Annotated in this window: 11 protein-coding genes, 1 pseudogene and 1 other annotated feature; of the genes and pseudogenes, 4 read left to right on the top strand and 8 right to left on the bottom strand. The window is 33.8% G+C overall.

The window, feature by feature from the left end; genetic code table 11:
- Window positions 1-294 precede the first annotated feature (294 nt).
- Window positions 295-453 (top strand): putative holin-like toxin, encoded by a 159-nt coding sequence (locus DW269_RS13030; RefSeq protein ID WP_255413858.1) that lies wholly within the window; start codon window positions 295-297, stop codon window positions 451-453.
- Window positions 454-590: 137 nt separating this feature from the next.
- On the opposite strand, the gene DW269_RS09835 is transcribed toward DW269_RS13030, so the two are convergent.
- Complete coding sequence (locus DW269_RS09835) at window positions 591-2045, bottom strand: LCP family protein (RefSeq protein ID WP_117459592.1); 1455 nt, start codon at window positions 2043-2045, stop codon at window positions 591-593.
- Between the two features lie 229 nt (window positions 2046-2274).
- A complete protein-coding gene (locus DW269_RS09830) occupies window positions 2275-7503 on the bottom strand; it encodes a beta-N-acetylglucosaminidase domain-containing protein (protein WP_233502486.1) in 5229 nt (1742 codons plus the stop codon).
- 464 nt (window positions 7504-7967) lie between these two features.
- Between DW269_RS09830 and DW269_RS13025 the strand changes: the two genes are divergently transcribed.
- Entirely contained in the window at window positions 7968-8084 is a 117-nt protein-coding gene (locus DW269_RS13025; RefSeq protein WP_230310201.1) for a putative holin-like toxin, read from the top strand.
- A gap of 139 nt (window positions 8085-8223) precedes the next feature.
- On the opposite strand, the gene DW269_RS09825 is transcribed toward DW269_RS13025, so the two are convergent.
- The 3 genes and pseudogenes from DW269_RS09825 to tnpA all read right to left on the bottom strand — a co-directional run bounded on the left by DW269_RS09825 (window position 8224) and on the right by tnpA (window position 10814).
- Window positions 8224-9048, bottom strand: a complete 825-nt coding sequence (locus tag DW269_RS09825; RefSeq protein ID WP_117459590.1) for a PRD domain-containing protein — start codon at window positions 9046-9048, stop codon at window positions 8224-8226.
- Between the two features lie 11 nt (window positions 9049-9059).
- A complete protein-coding gene (locus tag DW269_RS09820; protein ID WP_117459589.1) occupies window positions 9060-10487 on the bottom strand; it encodes a PTS transporter subunit EIIC in 1428 nt (475 codons plus the stop codon).
- Between the two features lie 102 nt (window positions 10488-10589).
- Window positions 10590-10814 (bottom strand): annotated as a pseudogene (gene tnpA / locus DW269_RS09815) (IS200/IS605 family transposase).
- A gap of 211 nt (window positions 10815-11025) precedes the next feature.
- On the opposite strand from tnpA, the gene DW269_RS09810 reads away from it, so the two are divergent.
- The gene (locus tag DW269_RS09810) at window positions 11026-12165 is read left to right on the top strand and encodes an RNA-guided endonuclease TnpB family protein (RefSeq protein WP_117459588.1); all 1140 of its coding nucleotides are present in this window, start codon (window positions 11026-11028) and stop codon (window positions 12163-12165) included.
- A gap of 316 nt (window positions 12166-12481) precedes the next feature.
- Here DW269_RS09810 and DW269_RS09805 read toward each other — a convergent pair whose 3' ends face one another.
- The 3 genes from DW269_RS09805 to DW269_RS09795 form a co-directional block, all read right to left on the bottom strand.
- Window positions 12482-13642: an MFS transporter gene (locus DW269_RS09805; protein ID WP_117459587.1), complete on the bottom strand. Its 1161-nt coding sequence runs from the start codon at window positions 13640-13642 to the stop codon at window positions 12482-12484.
- A 497-nt stretch (window positions 13643-14139) separates the two neighbouring features.
- On the bottom strand, window positions 14140-15846 hold the full coding sequence (locus DW269_RS09800; protein ID WP_117459586.1) for a carbon starvation protein A: 1707 nt from the start codon (window positions 15844-15846) through the stop codon (window positions 14140-14142).
- A gap of 74 nt (window positions 15847-15920) precedes the next feature.
- Window positions 15921-16155 (bottom strand) — a binding site (T-box leader).
- Window positions 16156-16302: 147 nt separating this feature from the next.
- Window positions 16303-17250: a hypothetical protein gene (locus DW269_RS09795; RefSeq protein ID WP_117459585.1), complete on the bottom strand. Its 948-nt coding sequence runs from the start codon at window positions 17248-17250 to the stop codon at window positions 16303-16305.
- 540 nt (window positions 17251-17790) lie between these two features.
- Here DW269_RS09795 and DW269_RS09790 point away from each other — a divergent pair.
- Window positions 17791-18729 (top strand): Abi family protein, encoded by a 939-nt coding sequence (locus DW269_RS09790; protein WP_117459584.1) that lies wholly within the window; start codon window positions 17791-17793, stop codon window positions 18727-18729.
- The last annotated feature ends 188 nt before the right edge of the window (window positions 18730-18917 follow it).

Below are 18917 nucleotides of genomic sequence, written 5' to 3'. Positions count from 1 at the left end.
GCACCGCTGTGGTGCTAATGTTTGATTATTTTTGAGACATTATCAATTTCGGTTGACATATATACATCTTTTTAGGATTAATCTGAGAATTTCTCATATCAATATCATGCCAATATATTAATGTTTATTTCAGAACTGTAATAATTAACAACTTATTCTTGGCTATAGATTTCTGTGATATGAATCATAAATGGAACAGCCGTATACGGTAGGTGGTTATCCTTGGTCGTTACGACGAAGGGACGCAACCCTTCGTAATTCTTCTTTTAAAGTTGAAAACAGAGGTGATGCCTAATGACAACGTATGAAATAATCATGATTATGTTGACTTGTTTAACACTGATCATATCTTTATTTAGTCTTGTTGTTAGATTACTTCTTATTATCATTGATGAGAACGCAAAAAAACAACTACCTCGCTCCCTGGTAAAGTTTGAGGTAGTCATTTACTAAAAACAAATCCAAGGACAACCGCTTACTGGCTGTTCCTCTTTTCGTCTCCATTATAATTTACAATCAAACTAAAGTCAATATATACATCTGTTTGAAGCTTCTGAATGAGAAAAAAGAAAAAGCAGACTTTCGTCTGCTTACTCTACAGTGAATTCTTCACCCTTCAACATTTTCTTAATATACTGTTTATTCTTTTCTACACTATTTTCATCAGGAATAAGGTAATAAAGTCTTGTATCAGGCATATAATATCCACCCTTCATCATAAGACCATTACCTGCTACCATAGAAGACTGGAATGACCATGAAGCATTAGTATTTAACTGATCATTCGCAATTCTAGCCATTTCATTCATCGGCATATCAGTTACAAATGTACCTTCAATAGATTTTAAGATATCAGTATAATGAGTAATGATTGCTGGAGATGCCATCTTTCTAATAATAGCCTGTAAAACTGCCTGCTGGTTCTGTGCTCTATGACGATCACCAGTAGTATAAGCATGTCTTTCTCTAGAGAAGGCTAAAGCCATTTGACCATTCATATGGTTCCATCCTTCTTTAATAGGTTCTCCATTCCATACAGATAAGTCTTTATCTGAATAAACATCAACACCACCTAAGGCATCTACTACTTCTACTAATGATTCAAAGTTAACTCTTGCATAATAACTAATATCTACATCCAAGAAGTTTTCTACTGTTTTAACTGTATTTTGTGTACCTGTTAAACCAGAATGTGTTAGTTTATCTTTCTGAGAAGCATCTGCTAAAGTGACATAAGCATCTCTAGGAATACTAGTCAATAATACTTTATGTTCAGGTACATTAATAGTCATTAAGATATTTACGTCACTACGTGATACTTCCTGTACACTGCCACGTGAATCAATACCAGAAATATATACACAGAAAGGATCCTTTAATACATCCAATGTCTTTTCTTCTTTAATCTTATTGTATGATTTAAACTTTGTTGTCCAGATGACTCTTGTATCTTTATCAAAGTTCTTTTTATAGTCTGTAACTAGATCTCTAGAACCTTCATTAATAAGTATTGCATCTACCTTTTTATCATATAATGCATCTACAATCGCTTCTACACCATATAACTCACTCACACCATAGTTAGTAACTTTCTTACTTAAACGGTTCAATGCTTCATTTATTTTAGTTCCATTAGGGTTATATCCTACTGTCTTCTTTAAGAGATCATTCATCTTTTTGTATTTACTATTCTTTCTAACTACTAGTGAATATGTTACATAATCATATTCGCTAGTTACTTTATTATAGGCTGCTTTACCAGACTGGATAAAAATACATCCTATAATTAAGAATATACTAATAATGACGGAAATGATCTTACCTGCAAGAGGTCTTTTCTGTACCTTTCTAGATACAATAGGTCCTGGTTTTGCGACTAAATAGACAAGTAGTGCAAGTACTGCCAAGAAAGAACCTATCACTATCAAATAACGCATAGGTAAAACTTTTACAAATATGATACTAATCATAAGTATGATGCTTAATACTATCTGAACACCGATAATAAAAAGATGATCAGTCATGAACCCCAATTTCTTTTTCATCCTTTATATCTCCCATTCATAAACCAGCACGAAAATATACATATTTTACAAAAAATATATAAAAACGTGGTTGACAATCACTAGTATAGCACATCACCTTATTATATGCAACAATTTCACCAAGTAAATTTGTTATTTGTTACAAGTTTGCATTTCTTGTAATATATATATATGTTGTGTTTTGACACACGTAAAAAGAAGAACCTCCAATGAGGTTCTTCCTAAAATATTAAGCTTCTTTCTTCTTTAATAATACATAACCTAACAATGAGATCATTGAGAAGAATGCGAATACTCCTACCATAGTAGTATCACCAGTTGCTGGTTTAGTACTTGGTTTTACTTCTGGTTTAGTTGTTTCTTCTGGTTTAGAAGGAGTAGTAGGTTTTTCTTCAGGAATACTTGGTGTAATAACTGGTAACTTTTCTAATGCTTCCATAGCCTTTCTTAAGTCTTCAGTTAATGCATCTACTTCTTCCTGAGTTAATTCATTCTTATTTTCTAATGCTTTCTCAGTTGCTTCAATGACGTCTAATAAGTTCTTATAGCTCTTTTCTGTATATAACTTACTATCAGTCTTCTTACCCCGATCAAGTAATAGATCAAGTTCAGCTGTATGACCACGAGATACAAGTTTGTTAGAAGCTTCTTCTAACTTATGAGTTAAAGCTTCAATTTCAGCACTTGTATGTTCAGCCTTTAATTCTTCTTTGATTTCATTTAATACAAGTTCAAAGTCTTTCCAGCTAGATGCTGTATAGTCTTCTTCTTTATAAGAAGCCATTCTATTTTCTAATGCTTTTATTTCTGTATCAGTTGCTTTAAGAACTAAGTTCTTTCTTGCATCCTGTAATGCCTTATAAGCATCTTCTACTTCAGTAACAGTTGCATCTTCTTTATTTAAGATGACTTCTGCATTCTTTAATGCTTCATTAAATGGTTCTACTGTAGAAGTTAAGTAAATAGAAGTATCTAAATTTTTTAGGTTATTAGAATCAATATAGTTTCTAAGTTCCTGTTTACTCATAATAGATGCTTTTGTGACAAGTCCTGCTTTAGCCTGACGTAATGATTCAATCATTGTATTGACTTCATCTACAGTCGCATCTTTATTAGTCACTAGTTTCTTTGCTTCTACTAATACTTTTTCTAATGCGTTATAGCTTTCTTCTGTATAGTCATCTCTAGAAAGCTTTTCAATATCTTTAATTTCTTGATCGAGAGCTTTTAAATCACCACGTACTACTAAAGCATCATATGAGGCTTTAAGGTCAGCTTTTGCAGTTTCTAAGGCATCCTTTTCACCCATCTGAGTGTTATATACTTCTAATGCTTTAGTTCTTGCTGTACTATATGCTTTATAACTTGTTGCAGTGTACTTATCTTCATCTACATGTAAAGAGTCAATGTAGTTCTTTAAGTCCTTAGCACATTCACTCTTATATTCTTCATCAGTTAATGTAATAATTTCAGAAATAGTAGGAATATGGTTTTCTTCCCATTCAAACTTTAACTTATATACATTACCACGAGGGATATAGAATTCATTTAAAGATTTTCTTAAAGTACCTAACTGTACCCATTCTTTATCTTCTTCAGGTACATTTCTAGTTGTTACTTCTTTGTCAATAAGTGCATATACCTTTGCATTGCTGATTTCACCCTTCTGGATAATATTGAATTTCTTTACATCAAGCTTATCAGAAAGAGTATAAGTGATATAACCTGCTTTATTTGATCCTGGTTTATAAGCTGTTAAAAGGTCACCATCAATCATATACTGAGGTTTATAGCCTTTTGCTTCTTTGACATTAGAATCAAATGTAGGGTCATTATCTTCAGGTGCATATTCTCCATCATTAATCATGATTTCGTTGAATACAACAGCTCTAGAATTGTTAGATGCTGTAAATAGGATTCTTAAGTAACGTGCTGGTACATGTTCTGCAGTACCTGATACATATACTTTGTTTGGATATGTACTAGATGCTTTATATCCTGCATCAGAATCGATACACTGAACATCTTTATCTCCAATATTTTCAACACCATCACCAATTGTCACAACATCTGTCCAGTTTTCTAAATCACTAGAAACACTGATAATACCATCTCTAATATAGTTCTTTGCAGTATCCTGACAATACATGGCAATCTTATCAATATTTCTCATCTGACCTAAGTCATAGATAATATACTGACCCTTTTGTGGAAGGTCACCAAATTCAGTTGTAGAATCAATGTTGCCATCAAATGCAGCTCCATTGTTTCTAGAATCTTCTGCAACACCCCAAGAAGGGTTAACAGTCATAGTTGTCTTATATAAGTATGGTGCTGTGATTTCTGTAGAATGTACCACAAACTTGTTAATAGTTAACTTCACATCAGAACTCTTCTTATTGATTAAACGTACATAACGTGCATCTGGAAGATTCTTGTTTAAGTCTTTCACTTCTACCCAGTCATGAGCATTCACTGAAGCTTCTAATACAACTTCACCACTATAATCAAGTTCTAACTGTTTTAGATCTTTAACTCTTGATAACTTCACACCTACATACTGTTTAGGTGCTAAAGTCATTTCTTTTGTATACACTAAAGCAGTCTGGTCTAGTGTACTCTTAGAATGTAACTTATAGTCTGTATTTGTGTAAACAGCCTTATCATCATATTCATTCACTACATCAGTATGATTGAATGTCTTTACCTTCCACCAATAACCTGCTGTATTACTTGAAAGATGTAATTCAAGGTTTCTTACACGAATTGCCTTAGCTGTAATATCATGATCTTCTACATTTAAATGAACTGTATCATTACCAGCATATTCTTTTAATGTCTTCCAGTTAGTCCCATCAACACTGTATTCTAATGCAAATCTAGTGATCTTATCAGTACCACTATCCTGTACAAAATTGATAGTACCTAACTTCTTAGGGTTATTGAATGTAAGAGTCACTGCAGCATCTACTGGAATATAGTCCTTGATCTCTCCTGCTTTATATGGAGATTCAGCAAAGTGCGCATATGTTGATTCATTATCATCTAATAAGTTATCTAATGAACCACCCTTTACACCAATCTTAGTCATAGATAATGTACCCTTATCAGTGCTTGTAGAAGGAGTAGTCGTTGGGTTAACTAAGATATCTCTTACACCTAACCAAGTATTACTCTTATCTTCAGTCGCAATCATACGGATACCCTTAACACCCTTAAGGTTAAGGTCTGTTAATTCTACATTGTTTGGTAATTCATAGATTGTTTCATTTACATCAGTCCAGTTCTTACCATCAGTAGTATACTGTACTTTCGCTTTTAAGAATGTATCTCTAGGGTTAGAGTTCGCACCCATTCTAAAGATGACATGGTTTACATCAATTGCCTTAGAATACTTGATACCTACATAAGTACCTGCAGAAATAGTATTAGGGCTCTTGTAAACTAATTCTGTAGAAGCATTACCATCAAAGATGTTATCTTCTTTACCATCTGGAGTATCTTCACGATTAGTGATATATTTCGCAATCTGTTTATCTGGATTAACGATCGTAGATACGACTTCAGATAAATAAGAATCCAATGATTTAATAAATGGTACGATATGCTGCACACCTACTTCAGCATATTCTAAATGGTCTACGTAGTGGAAACCATAAGACTTGCTCTTTTCAAAAGCAGCCTGTGCACTTGCATAATAGTCCCAGATAGAAGAATTATCTTCTTCATTCTGTGCAGCTTTAATACCTTTAATATAGTTTAAAGCAGCATTTGTTGTATCATCCCAGCAGTTTAACCAGTAAACAATCTGAGACTTGATTCTTTCATTACCGCTTTCACGATATACTTTAGATGCATTCTGTAATACTGTGAATTCATCGATGATGTCATTAAATTCTTCATCAGTGATCTTTTCACCTTTAGTTACTTTAGTCTTGAATGCATTAAGTTTTTCTTTTAATTCAACAGATTCCTCTAAACGAGTCACTCTGCTATCCATGTTCTGGTTGATCATATGTTTAGATAATTCTCTTAAAGCAGTTGAAGCTGCTGTTTCTTCATAACCATTATGATCTACATATTTGAATGATGCATTATAGCACTTATTTGCTTCTTCTTCAGTTTTCCAGATATTCCATGAATAACATGCATTACCAAATATTGCGACTTTACTTGGTTCAGACTGCTGCATTGGGTTTAATACAATACCCTGTATCTTAGAAGGATCAACACCTGGATGAAGGAATGTTGTATAACCACCCATGATTAAGTGTTTCTTAGAGTTATCAGTACATGGCCAGTTAATCCACATATAAGGACCACGACCTGCAGTATCAGTGAATGAAGAAGTAAAGTTATTAGTTACTTCACCCCATACACGTCCACCAGTCATAATAATCTGTACGTTTTCAGGGAAGTCACGATAGTAAGACTGACCCCATCCCATATATTCCTGAGTACAGAATGGTAATGTAAGCTTTAAGCCAGGGTAAGAAGGCTGTAATTCTTTAAGCCAGTTAGACATATCTGTCAATGTTCTTGTATAATTAGCACCACCTACGTTACCAGCATCGTCTGCAAGAATTGCAATCTGACGAACACCAGCATCAATAACCTGTTTAAACTTAGCCTGCATAACCTTTAAGTCAGCCTGATAGTTTGCTTCAGAGTTATAACGAATAGCGTGATTCATATAAGGATGTAAGGCAAATACGAAACGGCATTTAGACTTGTTTCCAGCCTCAGCAAGTGGTTTGATCTTTGTATTGATTTCTTCTTCTGTATAAAGGTCACGCCACTTAGCGTTATGCTTTGGATCATCTTTAGGAGCATAGAAATAAGAGTTAAGCTTATAATAGCCTCCCCATTCCATCAATTTACAACGATCTTCTGTTGACCATGGATTACCATAATAACCTTCAATAAATCCACGGCTTGCAACATCCGCATAGTCTTCGATAGAGAAGTTTCTAATTGTTTTCCCCTCTACCTGTTTAAAAATGTGATATAAGCTTGTAAGTCCATAAAAAGCAGCATCTGTATCTTTACCTAAGATAGAAATAGTGCCTTTATCAGACTTCAAAGCATAAGAATCAAGTTTATCAAATAAACCTGCTGAAGTTGTTCCAAACTGTGAATCTACATATTGTTTAGAACCCTTCACACCAACAAGAATGTTTGTCTTTCCAGCTTTCTTTTCACTAGAAACACTTGCATTCATGCCTTTTAATGCAAGAACTTCATTCAGTCTTGCTTTTGTGTCTTCATCAATACCATCTTCATAGACAACATTGACCTGACTTGTCATTTCATAATCCCCATCACTATAATTCATAGAATGTGGATTAGGATAGACTTCATACCCTGTATCAGCTTTTACAGTCACTGGAAAAGCTGATACACAGCCTAATGCAACAAGAAAACTTACTGCATAAGTAATGACTTTCTTTCCTTTCATCATGTTCTCCTTTCTTTTATATCTTGTCTCATTTCATGCTCCTAGTTGATGAAATGAGTATTCAAACATGGATTTTTACAAAAAATAAAGACCAAATAAAGTATGACAAAAAAATGTATGTCATAATCTTTATTTGGTCTTGCCTGCTTAGAGTAACAATCCACATTGACTCAATCAGTATAACAGTATCTTTTATATTACGCAAGCGTTTTCATATCTTATTTTATGATATTTTTAAGCATTTGAAGTCAGCAGAACATGAAATTGATAATTTAATCATACCAATAACTAATATTTTATTATGAAATTGTGATAATTGATAACTTATCCCGCCTTATAGATTTCTATGATATAATACAGGCATGGAACATCCGTATACGGTAGGTGGTTATCCTTGGTCGTCATGACGAAGGTACGCAACCCTTCGAAAGCTTCTCTTCAGTTGCGAACGGAGGTGATGCACAATGACAATGTATGAAGTAATCATGATTATGTTAGCATTCTTAACATTGATCGTTTCTTTACTAACACTTGTTGTCAAAATGCTTCTTATTATCATTGATAAGAACGCAAAAAAATAACTACCTCGCTCTCGGCAAAAGTTTGAGGTAATTATTTCAAACATACAAATCCAAGGGCAACCGCTTACTGGTTGTTCCTTCTTTCATATTCATTATAGTTTACGCTAAAATCAAAGTCAACATGCATCTTTTTATAGTATTACTGCATGACACGTTTAATGTGTATACATAAAAATGTCTGTTCATCCGGTGATAAATCATATTTATATTTCTCTTTAATATGTTTCACAATACGGTTGATACACATTGAGAGTCTTAAGTTCTCTTTTAATAGTTGTCTGATGTCTTCTGTTGTATCTTTAAGGTTTATTTCCTGCCCTGTAAAGATACGTTCAGCTAAGTATTTTAAATGCGTAGAGAGTCTTGCATAACTGAGTGACTGAGGAGAAATAGTCACCTTCATACTATTTTCAATAATACCGATAATATCAGTCACAAAGCTTAATATCTTAGTCGCATTATGGGTATTATTGTCCATTGAGAAGTTCACTAAATGCAAGGCTATATAGTTAGCTTCTTCTAGATCTAATGTAATACCTGTTTTCTTCTTAATATAGCTTAATGCCCATAAACCTATTTCATATTCATTCTTATAAAGAATACTTACATCCCCAAGTACGACATAAGGGATTCTAATATTCTCCTGCTTACGTTTTAAGGCAAAGGAGATATGATCTGTCATAGTGAGGAATATTTCCCCATAATAGCGTGATTTAAGCTTCTTAATTGCTCGAGAGACAATCTTATCAGTAATCTCATAACAATCAGGAGAAATATCATCATCTCTCTCTAATCTTTTATGAGGGTCTTCTTTAAACATATATGTCTTTTCTATTTTAGTGGAATCAACACTATCCCCTACCTTCTTCTGGAATCCTATTCCTGAACCTGTTAGGATAATATCTCCTAGTTCTGGTGAGATAGCCGCAATGGAATTGTTGTTGAAGATCTTAATAATTCTCATAATAGTCCCCTTTACATCAAAATATCATTCATTGCATCCGCAATGAACTGGGCATTGGTGCCTACTAATATCTGTACATTATGGTTTCCTGCAATTGTGACATGTTCATAGCCTAATTGAGATATTTTGTCTTTATTAATAGAATGTATGTCATTTATTTCTACTCTTAAACGTGTAATACAGGCATCTGCAGATATACAATTACTTCTACCACCAAGAGCTTCCACAAAACAGATAGCCAGATCATCATAATCAAATGAGTGTTTTGTAATAACTTCTTCTTTCATACGTCCTGGTGTCATGAGATTAAAATGAAGAATCATACTTCTAAATATAATATAATAGAGCACACCACAGATAACTCCTAAAAGGATCAAATAGTTTGCCTGGTAAGAAAATGGTGCCTTAAAACTCAATATATAGTCTATAAGTCCAGCTGAGAAGCTAAAGCCAGCGAGCCAGTGGAATGATGCAGCTATAAACATCATGATTCCTGTCATGGCTGCATGAGCGATATATAAACTAGGTGCTAAAAACATAAAAGAAAACTCTAATGGCTCTGTAATACCTGTTAGAAAAGATGCAAGAGCAGCTGAAAACATCAATGCGCCTACTTTCTTTTTCTTATCAGGTGAGGCACATTGATAGATGGCGAGTGCGCCTGCTGGTAAGCCAAACATCATGACAGGATAGAATCCTGCCTGATACATACCAGTAACACCTTTAATGCCTCCTGATACTGTACCCCAGAAGCGTCCAATATCATTAATACCCGCAATATTAAACCAGAAGACAGAATTAAGGGCATGATGTAATCCTGTTGGTATAAGAAGTCTATTAAAGAATCCATATAAACCAGCGCTGATTGGTCCTAAACCTGCCATCCATGTTCCAAACTGAATAAATGCTTCATAAAGCATCGGCCAGACATACATGAAAACACCAGCAAATAAAAGTGTAATCATTCCTGAGATAATAGGAATGAATCTATCACCACTAAAGAAGGATAAAGGTCCTGGCATTTCTATATGATTGAACTTCTTATAACAGAAAGCGACAATCAAACCTACCATAATCCCTATAAACGCATTATCCGTCTCTGCAAAGGCAATAGAGACTTCACTTATATGCATTCCTGAAATAAGAGAAATACCCTCTGGAGAGAGTATTTTAGTAATCATAAGATAATTGGTGACTGCTGATAAAGCCAATGATGCATTCTTCTTATCCGTCATACCGATTGCGATTGCAATCGCAAAAAGGATAGGAAGATAATCTATGACTACACCACCCGATAATATAAGAAAAGCCGCAAATGGATTATTGACACCCCATCCGATAGGATCAATCCAATAGCCAATACCCTTTAATAATGCAGCCAGAGGCATAATAGTCACCGGAAGCATCAGGGATTTACCTAATTTCTGTAAAAATTTCATAAATAAATCCTTTCGTTTGTCATAGGCGGAAACCCACTGCCTTTAGGCGGTGGGAGGAGCCTCGTAAATCGTTATCTATTAGACCTAACTTTCAATATATTTTTACATAGTTGCTGATGACACTTCTCCAATGCTACAAGTAAAATAACCATCTGACCAAAATACTTTTTCCTTCCAATACTGTTTTGATAAGACCGAACTATACTTATGCCATAAGTGGTATGTTGTTTCCTACTTTACAATTTTGAAAATATCACAAACTCTATCTGTTGTATCGCAACTTAATAAGAAATGTATATGGTCTTTGTCAGTTTCTATCGCAATAATTTCGTAGCCACGAGTATTAGCTATATCGAAAATCTTTTGTTTAACATCATCGGCGACGGTATTTGGTTACTAGAATTATATGTACTTTAAGGCTGTATTTTCGTCTGTTGTGACGATTGTATCTATTATCCGTAGTTCACCTCAAAAATATTGATTATCACTATACATATTATATAATATGTAGTGAAATATCTATGAAAGGAGTACATCTATGGAACAGATGACTATTACAGCTAAAATTCAAATAATCGTAGCTGAAACAGATAAGGTTTTGCTTGATGAAACAATGTCTGTTTATCGTAATGCCTGTAATTATGTTTCAGACTATGTATTCCGCACTCACGACTTAAAGCAGTTTTCACTTAATAAAGCTTTGTATTCTACTTTACGAGAAAAGTTTAACCTTAAATCGCAGATGGCTCAGTCTGTTTTGAAGACTGTTATCGCCAGATATAAGACCATTCTTGAAAATCAGAATGAGTGGATTAAACCATCGTTCAGAAAGCCTCAGTACGACCTTGTTTGGAACAGAGATTATTCCTTAACACAAAACCGTTTTTCAATCAATACACTTAATGGTCGCGTGAAGTTATCTTATTTTGCAGATGGAATGTCTAAGTATTTCGATCATACGATTTACAAGTTTGGTACTGCCAAACTTGTAAGTAAGCATGGTAAATACTATCTGCATATACCAGTTACCTATGAGATTGAAGAAAGTAATATTTCTGACATCTGCAACGTTGTAGGTATTGACAGAGGTATTAACTTTGTTTTTGCAACTTATGACAGCAAACATAAGTCTGGATTTGTTAGTGGCAAAGCTATTAAACAGAAACGTGCTAACTATTCCAAGCTTCGTAAGGAGCTTCAAATGCGACATACGCCATCCTCAAGACGAAGACTAAAAGCTACCGGTCAGCGAGATAACCGTTTGATGCAGGATATTAACCATCAGGTATCGAAGGCACTCGTTGAAAACAACCCAAAGCACACTCTCTTTGTATTGGAAGATTTGTCAGGCATTCGTAATGCTACAGAACGTGTTAAAACAAAAGACCGTTATGTTTCTGTATCATGGTCTTTCTTTGACCTTGAGCAGAAACTAATCTACAAGGCAAAACAGAATCAGTCTTCTGTTATTAAGGTAGACCCTCGCTATACAAGCCAGCGCTGCCCTTGCTGTGGACATGTTGAAAAGTCTAACCGCAATAAGAAGATACATCTGTTTACCTGCAAAAAATGTGGTTATAAATCTAATGATGACCGCATTGGAGCTATGAATCTGTATCGTATGGGAATAGACTATCTTGCAGATAGCCAAGTACCTAATACAGTTGTAACAGAGTAAACTCTGCTGCAAAGGGTGCTGTCAGCCACCCTATGATGTAACGCCACTTTAGATAGCAATATCTATTGGGGTTAAAGGTCGGAGGTGTAAACCGTTAGTACGACTGGGCAGTTACAAGCCCATGACCTTTAGGTCGTGTGTAGTTGACATTGATCCCCTTTTCTGTACTAATATACATTACTATTATATAGTAATTGTTTAAAAATAGTTACAAAATACCAAAAGCGGTAACATTTTCATAACGTGGTTATTATACCATTTTAATACCATTATGTAACCCCTAACGTTCATTTTTCAAGACAAAAAAAGGAAGAAACTAATCTTCCTTCATGAACTTATATGTACATACACCAATAAGAGCACCTACAAGTGTGACAGCCATCGCAAAAATCAACATACTTTGTAGTCCTAATGTATCCTGTAAGACACCACCTAAGTAATTACCTAAACAGAAGCCAAAACCATTGGCCATCATTGTGATAAGAGTCTGACCTGCCATCTGATCTGATTCAGATAAGACATCATTACAATAATATGTATAAGTGGCAAATAGTAAGCCATATGAACATCCCTGGAACACCATACCAATAAGTAATACAAGTAAGTTAGGTGCTAAGGCAATTAAGAAGTTTCTAAAGATATACATGATCAAGCCAAAGACAATGAGCTTTTCAGGACCAAATTTTTTCTTTAAGCGATATGTCATTGTCATAAATGGTGTTTCACTGGCTGCCATAAAGAAGATGGCTATACCATAGAATGATGAATCTCCACCTAACTTCTTAACAATATTAATTAAGTAAGTAGATAAAGATGTTGCCCCCGCAATCGCAAAACCAAATCCTAGCAAAAAGAAGAAGAACTTCTTATATTTAGTAATAAGACCAAATGGATTGGCTGGTTTTTCTGTTGAAACACTCTTAATAGTAGAATGTGGTAAGACAAATAGGTTAATGATAAATAAAATACTTGATATAACAAAGACGATATAGATCACAGATGGTTCTAGCCATTCGACTAAGTAACCCATTAAAAAGGCACTTGATGCATAAGAGAATGAACCTAGTCCTCTTGCAAGTCCAAAATTAATATCATGACCCATCTTGACATAATCCATTGCAAACTGTGATAAGAATGGAACAACACAAGTACTCAAGAATAATAATGCGATATATAGTACCATAACGACTACTTTAGGTAATGTCATAAAGTAAAGAGCACTAAATGATGCGAATAATATAGCGTAGATTCCTAAAATAACATTATGTGGTGTGAGTGCTTCATACTTATTTGGTAAGTTAGAGATATTAGCCGAAAGTATAAGCATCATAATACTTCCCATTGCAGTCACTATACCAATTTCTGTATTTGATAAGCCTTTATATTGTAAGAAAATGGCTACATAACCAAAAATCGTACAGTTAGTAATCCAATATAAGAACTGGATACATTTGTATTTCATTTGTAAGCGTTTCATAATTTCCTCCCTCGATAACCTTAGGTATTATATAGTATTTATCAAAAGGGGTACAACTATTTTCTCAACAAGAAAAAAAGACACGATTCCTAAGAATCATGTCTGAATATCTTAAACAAAGTGCCCCGGTTCTAGGAACCAGCATACTCTACATGACTAGTTATAGAACATGCTTCAGGGCAGTTTGCTGTGTCCGCTCTCTAGACACAAGTCTATTTTAAGAAACATTTTTTTACTCGTCAATACCCTTTTGTAAATTTCTTTTAATATGTAACACTATTATAGTTATTTATGATTTTAACAATTACAAAACTGGCATTATTTCACATTTTCATGATTGAAAAATACTAATATTTGTATTTATCCTAAGTGTAATGATTATATCAATATAATCATTATTTCTAAATATATGAGTATGTGTAAAGTTATTCTGTGAGTAATTTTTCACTTTTCAAAACATGAAAAAAAGCCCCTAGATATAGGGACTTTAATATATATTATTCAGCTTTTGAATTAACTAACTTACCAGTTGAATGGAAAGTAATCATAAGTCCAAGAGCGACTAATAATACGGCAACGACTAACTGTAAACCGTCTGTCATTAATACAAATCCACCAGTTACAAATAACTTCATTACAATTGCATAGATAGCCTGTACTAAAGCTGTCATAGTAACGATGAACATTAATACCATTGGTACATATAACATGAAACCTTTTCTTCCAGTAACCTTTAAGAATACAGCAAGAGATACTAATACCATTGCAGCAAGTAACTGGTTTGCTGAACCGAATAATGGCCAGATGTTAACATATCCGCCTAAGCTTAATAAATAACCAAAGAAGAGTGAAATAAGTGTTGAAACGTATTTATTAGTTAAGACAGATACTAACTGTGATGGAGTTTCTCCTTCTTCTACTTCGAAGAATTCCTGGAAAGACATACGTGAGATTCTAGCGACTGCATCAAGAGAAGTTAATGCAAGTGCTGAAACGAACATAGTCATGATACAAAGTCCCCAAGACTGTGGTAAACCAAGCTGTGCTACTAAGCCAGTAACACCAGCTGAGAACTTAGTGAAAGGTGTAGCTGTATCAGCTAAAGCCATATTAGCAAGAGCTGTATCTAAGACACCAGTCTGTTTTAAGTTTGGTAATGAACCAACAATTACGATAACTAATACTGCAAGTAATGATTCTAACAACATTGAACCATAACCAACCTGAAGCATATCTTTTTCATTCTTGACCATCTTAGAAGATGTTTCTGAAGATACAAGTGAATGGAAACCAGATACGGCACCACAAGCGATAGTTACGAATAGTGTTGGGAATAAGTAACTTCCTGTAGCTGATTTGAATCCAGTGAATGCTGGTACAGTAACAGTTGGGTTACTCATAAATACACCTACAACCGCTGCTGCAATCATACCGATGAATAGGAATGTAGTTAAGTAGTCACGTGGACTTTTTAATAACCACATTGGTGTAACAGATGCAAAGAAAATATAAACGAATACTAAATAGATCCAAGTTTGTTTAGTTGCATATACTGGGAATTTGATACCAACTGCAAGCATTGCAACGATTAATACAATTCCAAGTACTACTTTTGGCCAACCTTCAAGGTTAACTTTACGTAATAATAAACCAAATGCCATAGCAACAAATACATAAAGAATAGAGATAGAAGCAGCACTGGCATTAGGTGCAAGCTTAGCTCCTTCAACACTGAAACCATTGAATGTTCCAGCAACCATGTCTGCAAAAGCAGCAATAACGATTAATGTGAAGACCCAGCAGAATAAGAAGAATAATTTCTTACCAGTTCTACCAATGTACTTTTCGATGATCTGACCCATTGACTTACCTTCAGATTTAACTGAAGCATAAAGTGCACCGAAGTCCTGTACAGCACCGAAGAATACACCACCGATGACTACCCATAAGAATGCAGGTAACCAACCAAACATCATAGCCATAACTGGTCCAGTAACTGGTCCAGCACCAGCGATAGATGAGAACTGATGAGCAAAAACTGTCCATTTATTAGTTGGTACATAGTCTACGCCATCTTCTTTTGCAACAGCAGGTGTTGTTGCATTAGGATCAATACCCCAAGTTTTTACTAAATAGCGACCATAACATAGATAGGCTACTACTAAGATAAGGGCTGCTAATCCAAGTAAAAGTAAACCATTCATAAATAAATTCCCCCCAGAATTACTTTATACATAGAAAACAGATTATAAAAAAGGCTTTCGTCTTAGAATGACATGTCTAAGACGAAAACCTTTGTTTCCGCGGTACCACTTAGATTGTGATTTACATCACCACTTCACATCCCATGAATGCTATTTCTTTAACGCAGAAATTACGGATTTCTTTACTATTATTTTCAAGAAAACAGCTCACAAGGGATGATCCCATAATCATTACCTGCATCCTTTCCACCAGCTGGATGCTCTCTATAGGAAGCGGATTAGAAATCGTATCTTGTTCATCGCTCTGTTTCGTATGTATGCTTATATAATAGTCTGATATTATCATTTGTCAACAGTTTATTGCGATAAATGCAAATTTATTTATATGTTTTACGTTTATCATAAATGTAAGCGTATGTTACATGTCGGACTATAACAAATATACATAGAGAAATATTACTTATACTTGGATTTAATATATTGTTTGATTGCTTCCATATAGTCTTCTTCATTATCATAATCCTTTGGATCTACATCATACATATCAGAAGGATCATAGTATTGTTTCCATTGTTTACGTAAATCATTGAGATAATCTTTTTCATGATCATACTGTGTAGGATCCACAGAACTAAATGAGTTATAGAAATTATGTTTATCTTCCCAAGATTTTTTATCATCTTCAGATACATTACCCTCTTGAGAATCTTCTACTATATTATCCAAATGATACTCAACATAGTTTGGACGTTTTCTAGACATTTGTTTTAATGCTTTATTACAATATTCATCCATATCATCAGACTTTAAAGCTTCTTCATCTAATTCTGCATCAAGACTTGCAACATAGTCCTTCCACTCATCGACAGCTTCTACATAATCTTCTTCATCACTAAACTCACTAGGATCAACAGGATATTGATGATTTGGATCATATAGTTCTAACCAATGTATTCTTTCATCTATTTCATATTGATACTCATAAGGTGAATCATAATCTAGAGGATCAATACAGTAAAATTCATTTTCTGGGTCATACTTTTCTTTTATTCTCTTTGTTAGAGCACCTAGATATGCTTCTTCATTTTTATAGTTTTGTGGATCAATATCAAAGTCACCATATTTAAATACTTCTTCAATCCATTCAAGGTGTTCTAAACATATATTAACTGCTTTTTCATAGTCTTCAAAATTATCATATTTAGATACATCAACATAATGATCACATTCATCAAATGGATCTGCTTCAGATTTCCAATCATCACGTAATGCATTTAAATAGTCTTCTTCAGTATTATACCAATCTACATCGACAAAAAATCGTTGGTGAGGATTATATTTTCTCACCCATCTATCTTTGTTTAGATCTTTAATTGTTTGAAATAGTGTTGATATTCTTCCCATAGTATCACCTTAATCATCTATTGCTTCTTGATAATCATCTAAAGAATCATGATCAAGTGTGTTTATATTGAAATAATTGTCTGGATTATATATTTCAGCCCACTTGTCTTTATTTACCATATTAAGTAATTCATGTAATAGTAATTATTTATTCATTGTAATCATATACCTTAATTATATAAAGTTTTTACTTATACCTCCATGAGAAACGTAAAATGTAAAATTATTCTTGTGTCCATCTAAACTTTTGGACTTTTTTCTCATTCACAATTTTATTTTTTTCATCCACAATTGACTTTCTACGACATATGGGTTATATTGTATTTGCGATCAGATTGCAGATACTTGTGAAGCCTGCGATCGGGGGAGGGTGCCGAGGCCCCTTTCTTTTTTTTAGTTAAAAATAGTATATTTCACAAAAGAAATTCTCCAGTTAAATAGGTATATTTAGTATAGAAGCGTCATTTTAATTACTCCAGCTCCTAATGCAAAAAATTAAGTTAGAGCAGTTCTCATAATACATATTTTTACGAGGTGCATATGACAAAACCATTTATTACATATACCACTCAAATTGAGAAGTTAAAGAACGAGAAAAATTTAATAATTACAAACACCGATTTTGCATTAACATCCCTAAAAAATATCAGTTACTATGGATTAATCGATGGTTACAAGCATCCATTTATTGATATTCATACCCGAAAGTACGTTAATAATACTTGTTTTGAAAATATAGTTGCTCTTTACGAATTAGATGAAGATTTACGTGAATTATTCTTCAAGTATTTATGCCGTATAGAAAGAAAACTACGTTCATCTATTTCTTACCACTTCTGTCAAAAACATGGAGAACGTCAAGAAGAATGCCTTAATCCCAACAACTACAACATGATTCCTAAAAATATGCGTGGAATTATAAAACTAATTCAAATGCTAGATAATATATCTAACAAAAACAAGAATCACAAATATCTTGTTTACCAGCGCAATAAATATCATAACATTCCACTGTGGGTAACTTGTAATGCCCTTACTTTCGGTCAGATATCCAAAATGTTTGAATTTCTACTTCAAAATATACAAGGACTCATCTGCCAGGATTTTGGAAATATCAAGAAAAACGAAATGATTATATATCTAAAAGTGTTAACACTCTATAGAAACGTATGTGCTCATAATGAAAGACTTTTTTCTTATCACACGTACATTGATATTCCTGACACATTGATACACAAAAGATTAAACATACCAAAAAGTGGCTCAAAATATATATGTGGAAAAAATGATTTATTTTGTGTAGTTATCACCTTTCGTTATCTACTACCACAAGCTGATTTTTTAGTATTCAAAAAGCAACTGGTACATATTTTCAATCAATACGAGAAGAAGATTTCAAATTTAAGACTAGACAAGCTATATGAATATATGGGATTTCCATCTAACTGGAAACATATCACAAAATTCCATAAAATATAATCATAGTCGTCTAAAAAAGCACATTTTAGATCATCCACAATTGACTTACTGTGCCATATAGGTTATATTACTTTTGTGATTACATTGCAGATACTCATGAAGCCTGCGATTGCGGGAGGTGCCGAGGCTCCTCTTTCGTATTATAGAACTAGAAGTTATTCAAGTAATAATTCTAGTTTTTTATTTTA

Source organism: Catenibacterium sp. AM22-6LB, assembly GCF_003435615.1.
In the GTDB taxonomy this organism is placed as follows: domain Bacteria; phylum Bacillota_I; class Bacilli_A; order Erysipelotrichales; family Coprobacillaceae; genus Catenibacterium; species Catenibacterium mitsuoka_A.
Note: the sequence above shows the minus strand (reverse complement) of the source record. Positions and strands in the feature narration are given on the sequence as shown.

Bases quoted from the DNA above. Each gene is read 5' to 3' on its own strand.
- DW269_RS09820 (WP_117459589.1), bottom strand. From the start codon at position 10,487: ATGAAATTTTTACAGAAATTAGGTAAATCCCTGATGCTTCCGGTGACT.
- DW269_RS13030 (WP_255413858.1), top strand. From the start codon at position 295: ATGACAACGTATGAAATAATCATGATTATGTTGACTTGTTTAACACTG.
- DW269_RS09830 (WP_233502486.1), bottom strand. From the start codon at position 7,503: ATGAAAGGAAAGAAAGTCATTACTTATGCAGTAAGTTTTCTTGTTGCA.
- DW269_RS09805 (WP_117459587.1), bottom strand. From the start codon at position 13,642: ATGAAACGCTTACAAATGAAATACAAATGTATCCAGTTCTTATATTGG.
- DW269_RS09795 (WP_117459585.1), bottom strand. From the start codon at position 17,250: ATGGGAAGAATATCAACACTATTTCAAACAATTAAAGATCTAAACAAA.
- DW269_RS09800 (WP_117459586.1), bottom strand. From the start codon at position 15,846: ATGAATGGTTTACTTTTACTTGGATTAGCAGCCCTTATCTTAGTAGTA.
- DW269_RS13025 (WP_230310201.1), top strand. From the start codon at position 7,968: ATGACAATGTATGAAGTAATCATGATTATGTTAGCATTCTTAACATTG.
- DW269_RS09790 (WP_117459584.1), top strand. From the start codon at position 17,791: ATGACAAAACCATTTATTACATATACCACTCAAATTGAGAAGTTAAAG.
- DW269_RS09835 (WP_117459592.1), bottom strand. From the start codon at position 2,045: ATGAAAAAGAAATTGGGGTTCATGACTGATCATCTTTTTATTATCGGT.
- DW269_RS09810 (WP_117459588.1), top strand. From the start codon at position 11,026: ATGGAACAGATGACTATTACAGCTAAAATTCAAATAATCGTAGCTGAA.
- DW269_RS09825 (WP_117459590.1), bottom strand. From the start codon at position 9,048: ATGAGAATTATTAAGATCTTCAACAACAATTCCATTGCGGCTATCTCA.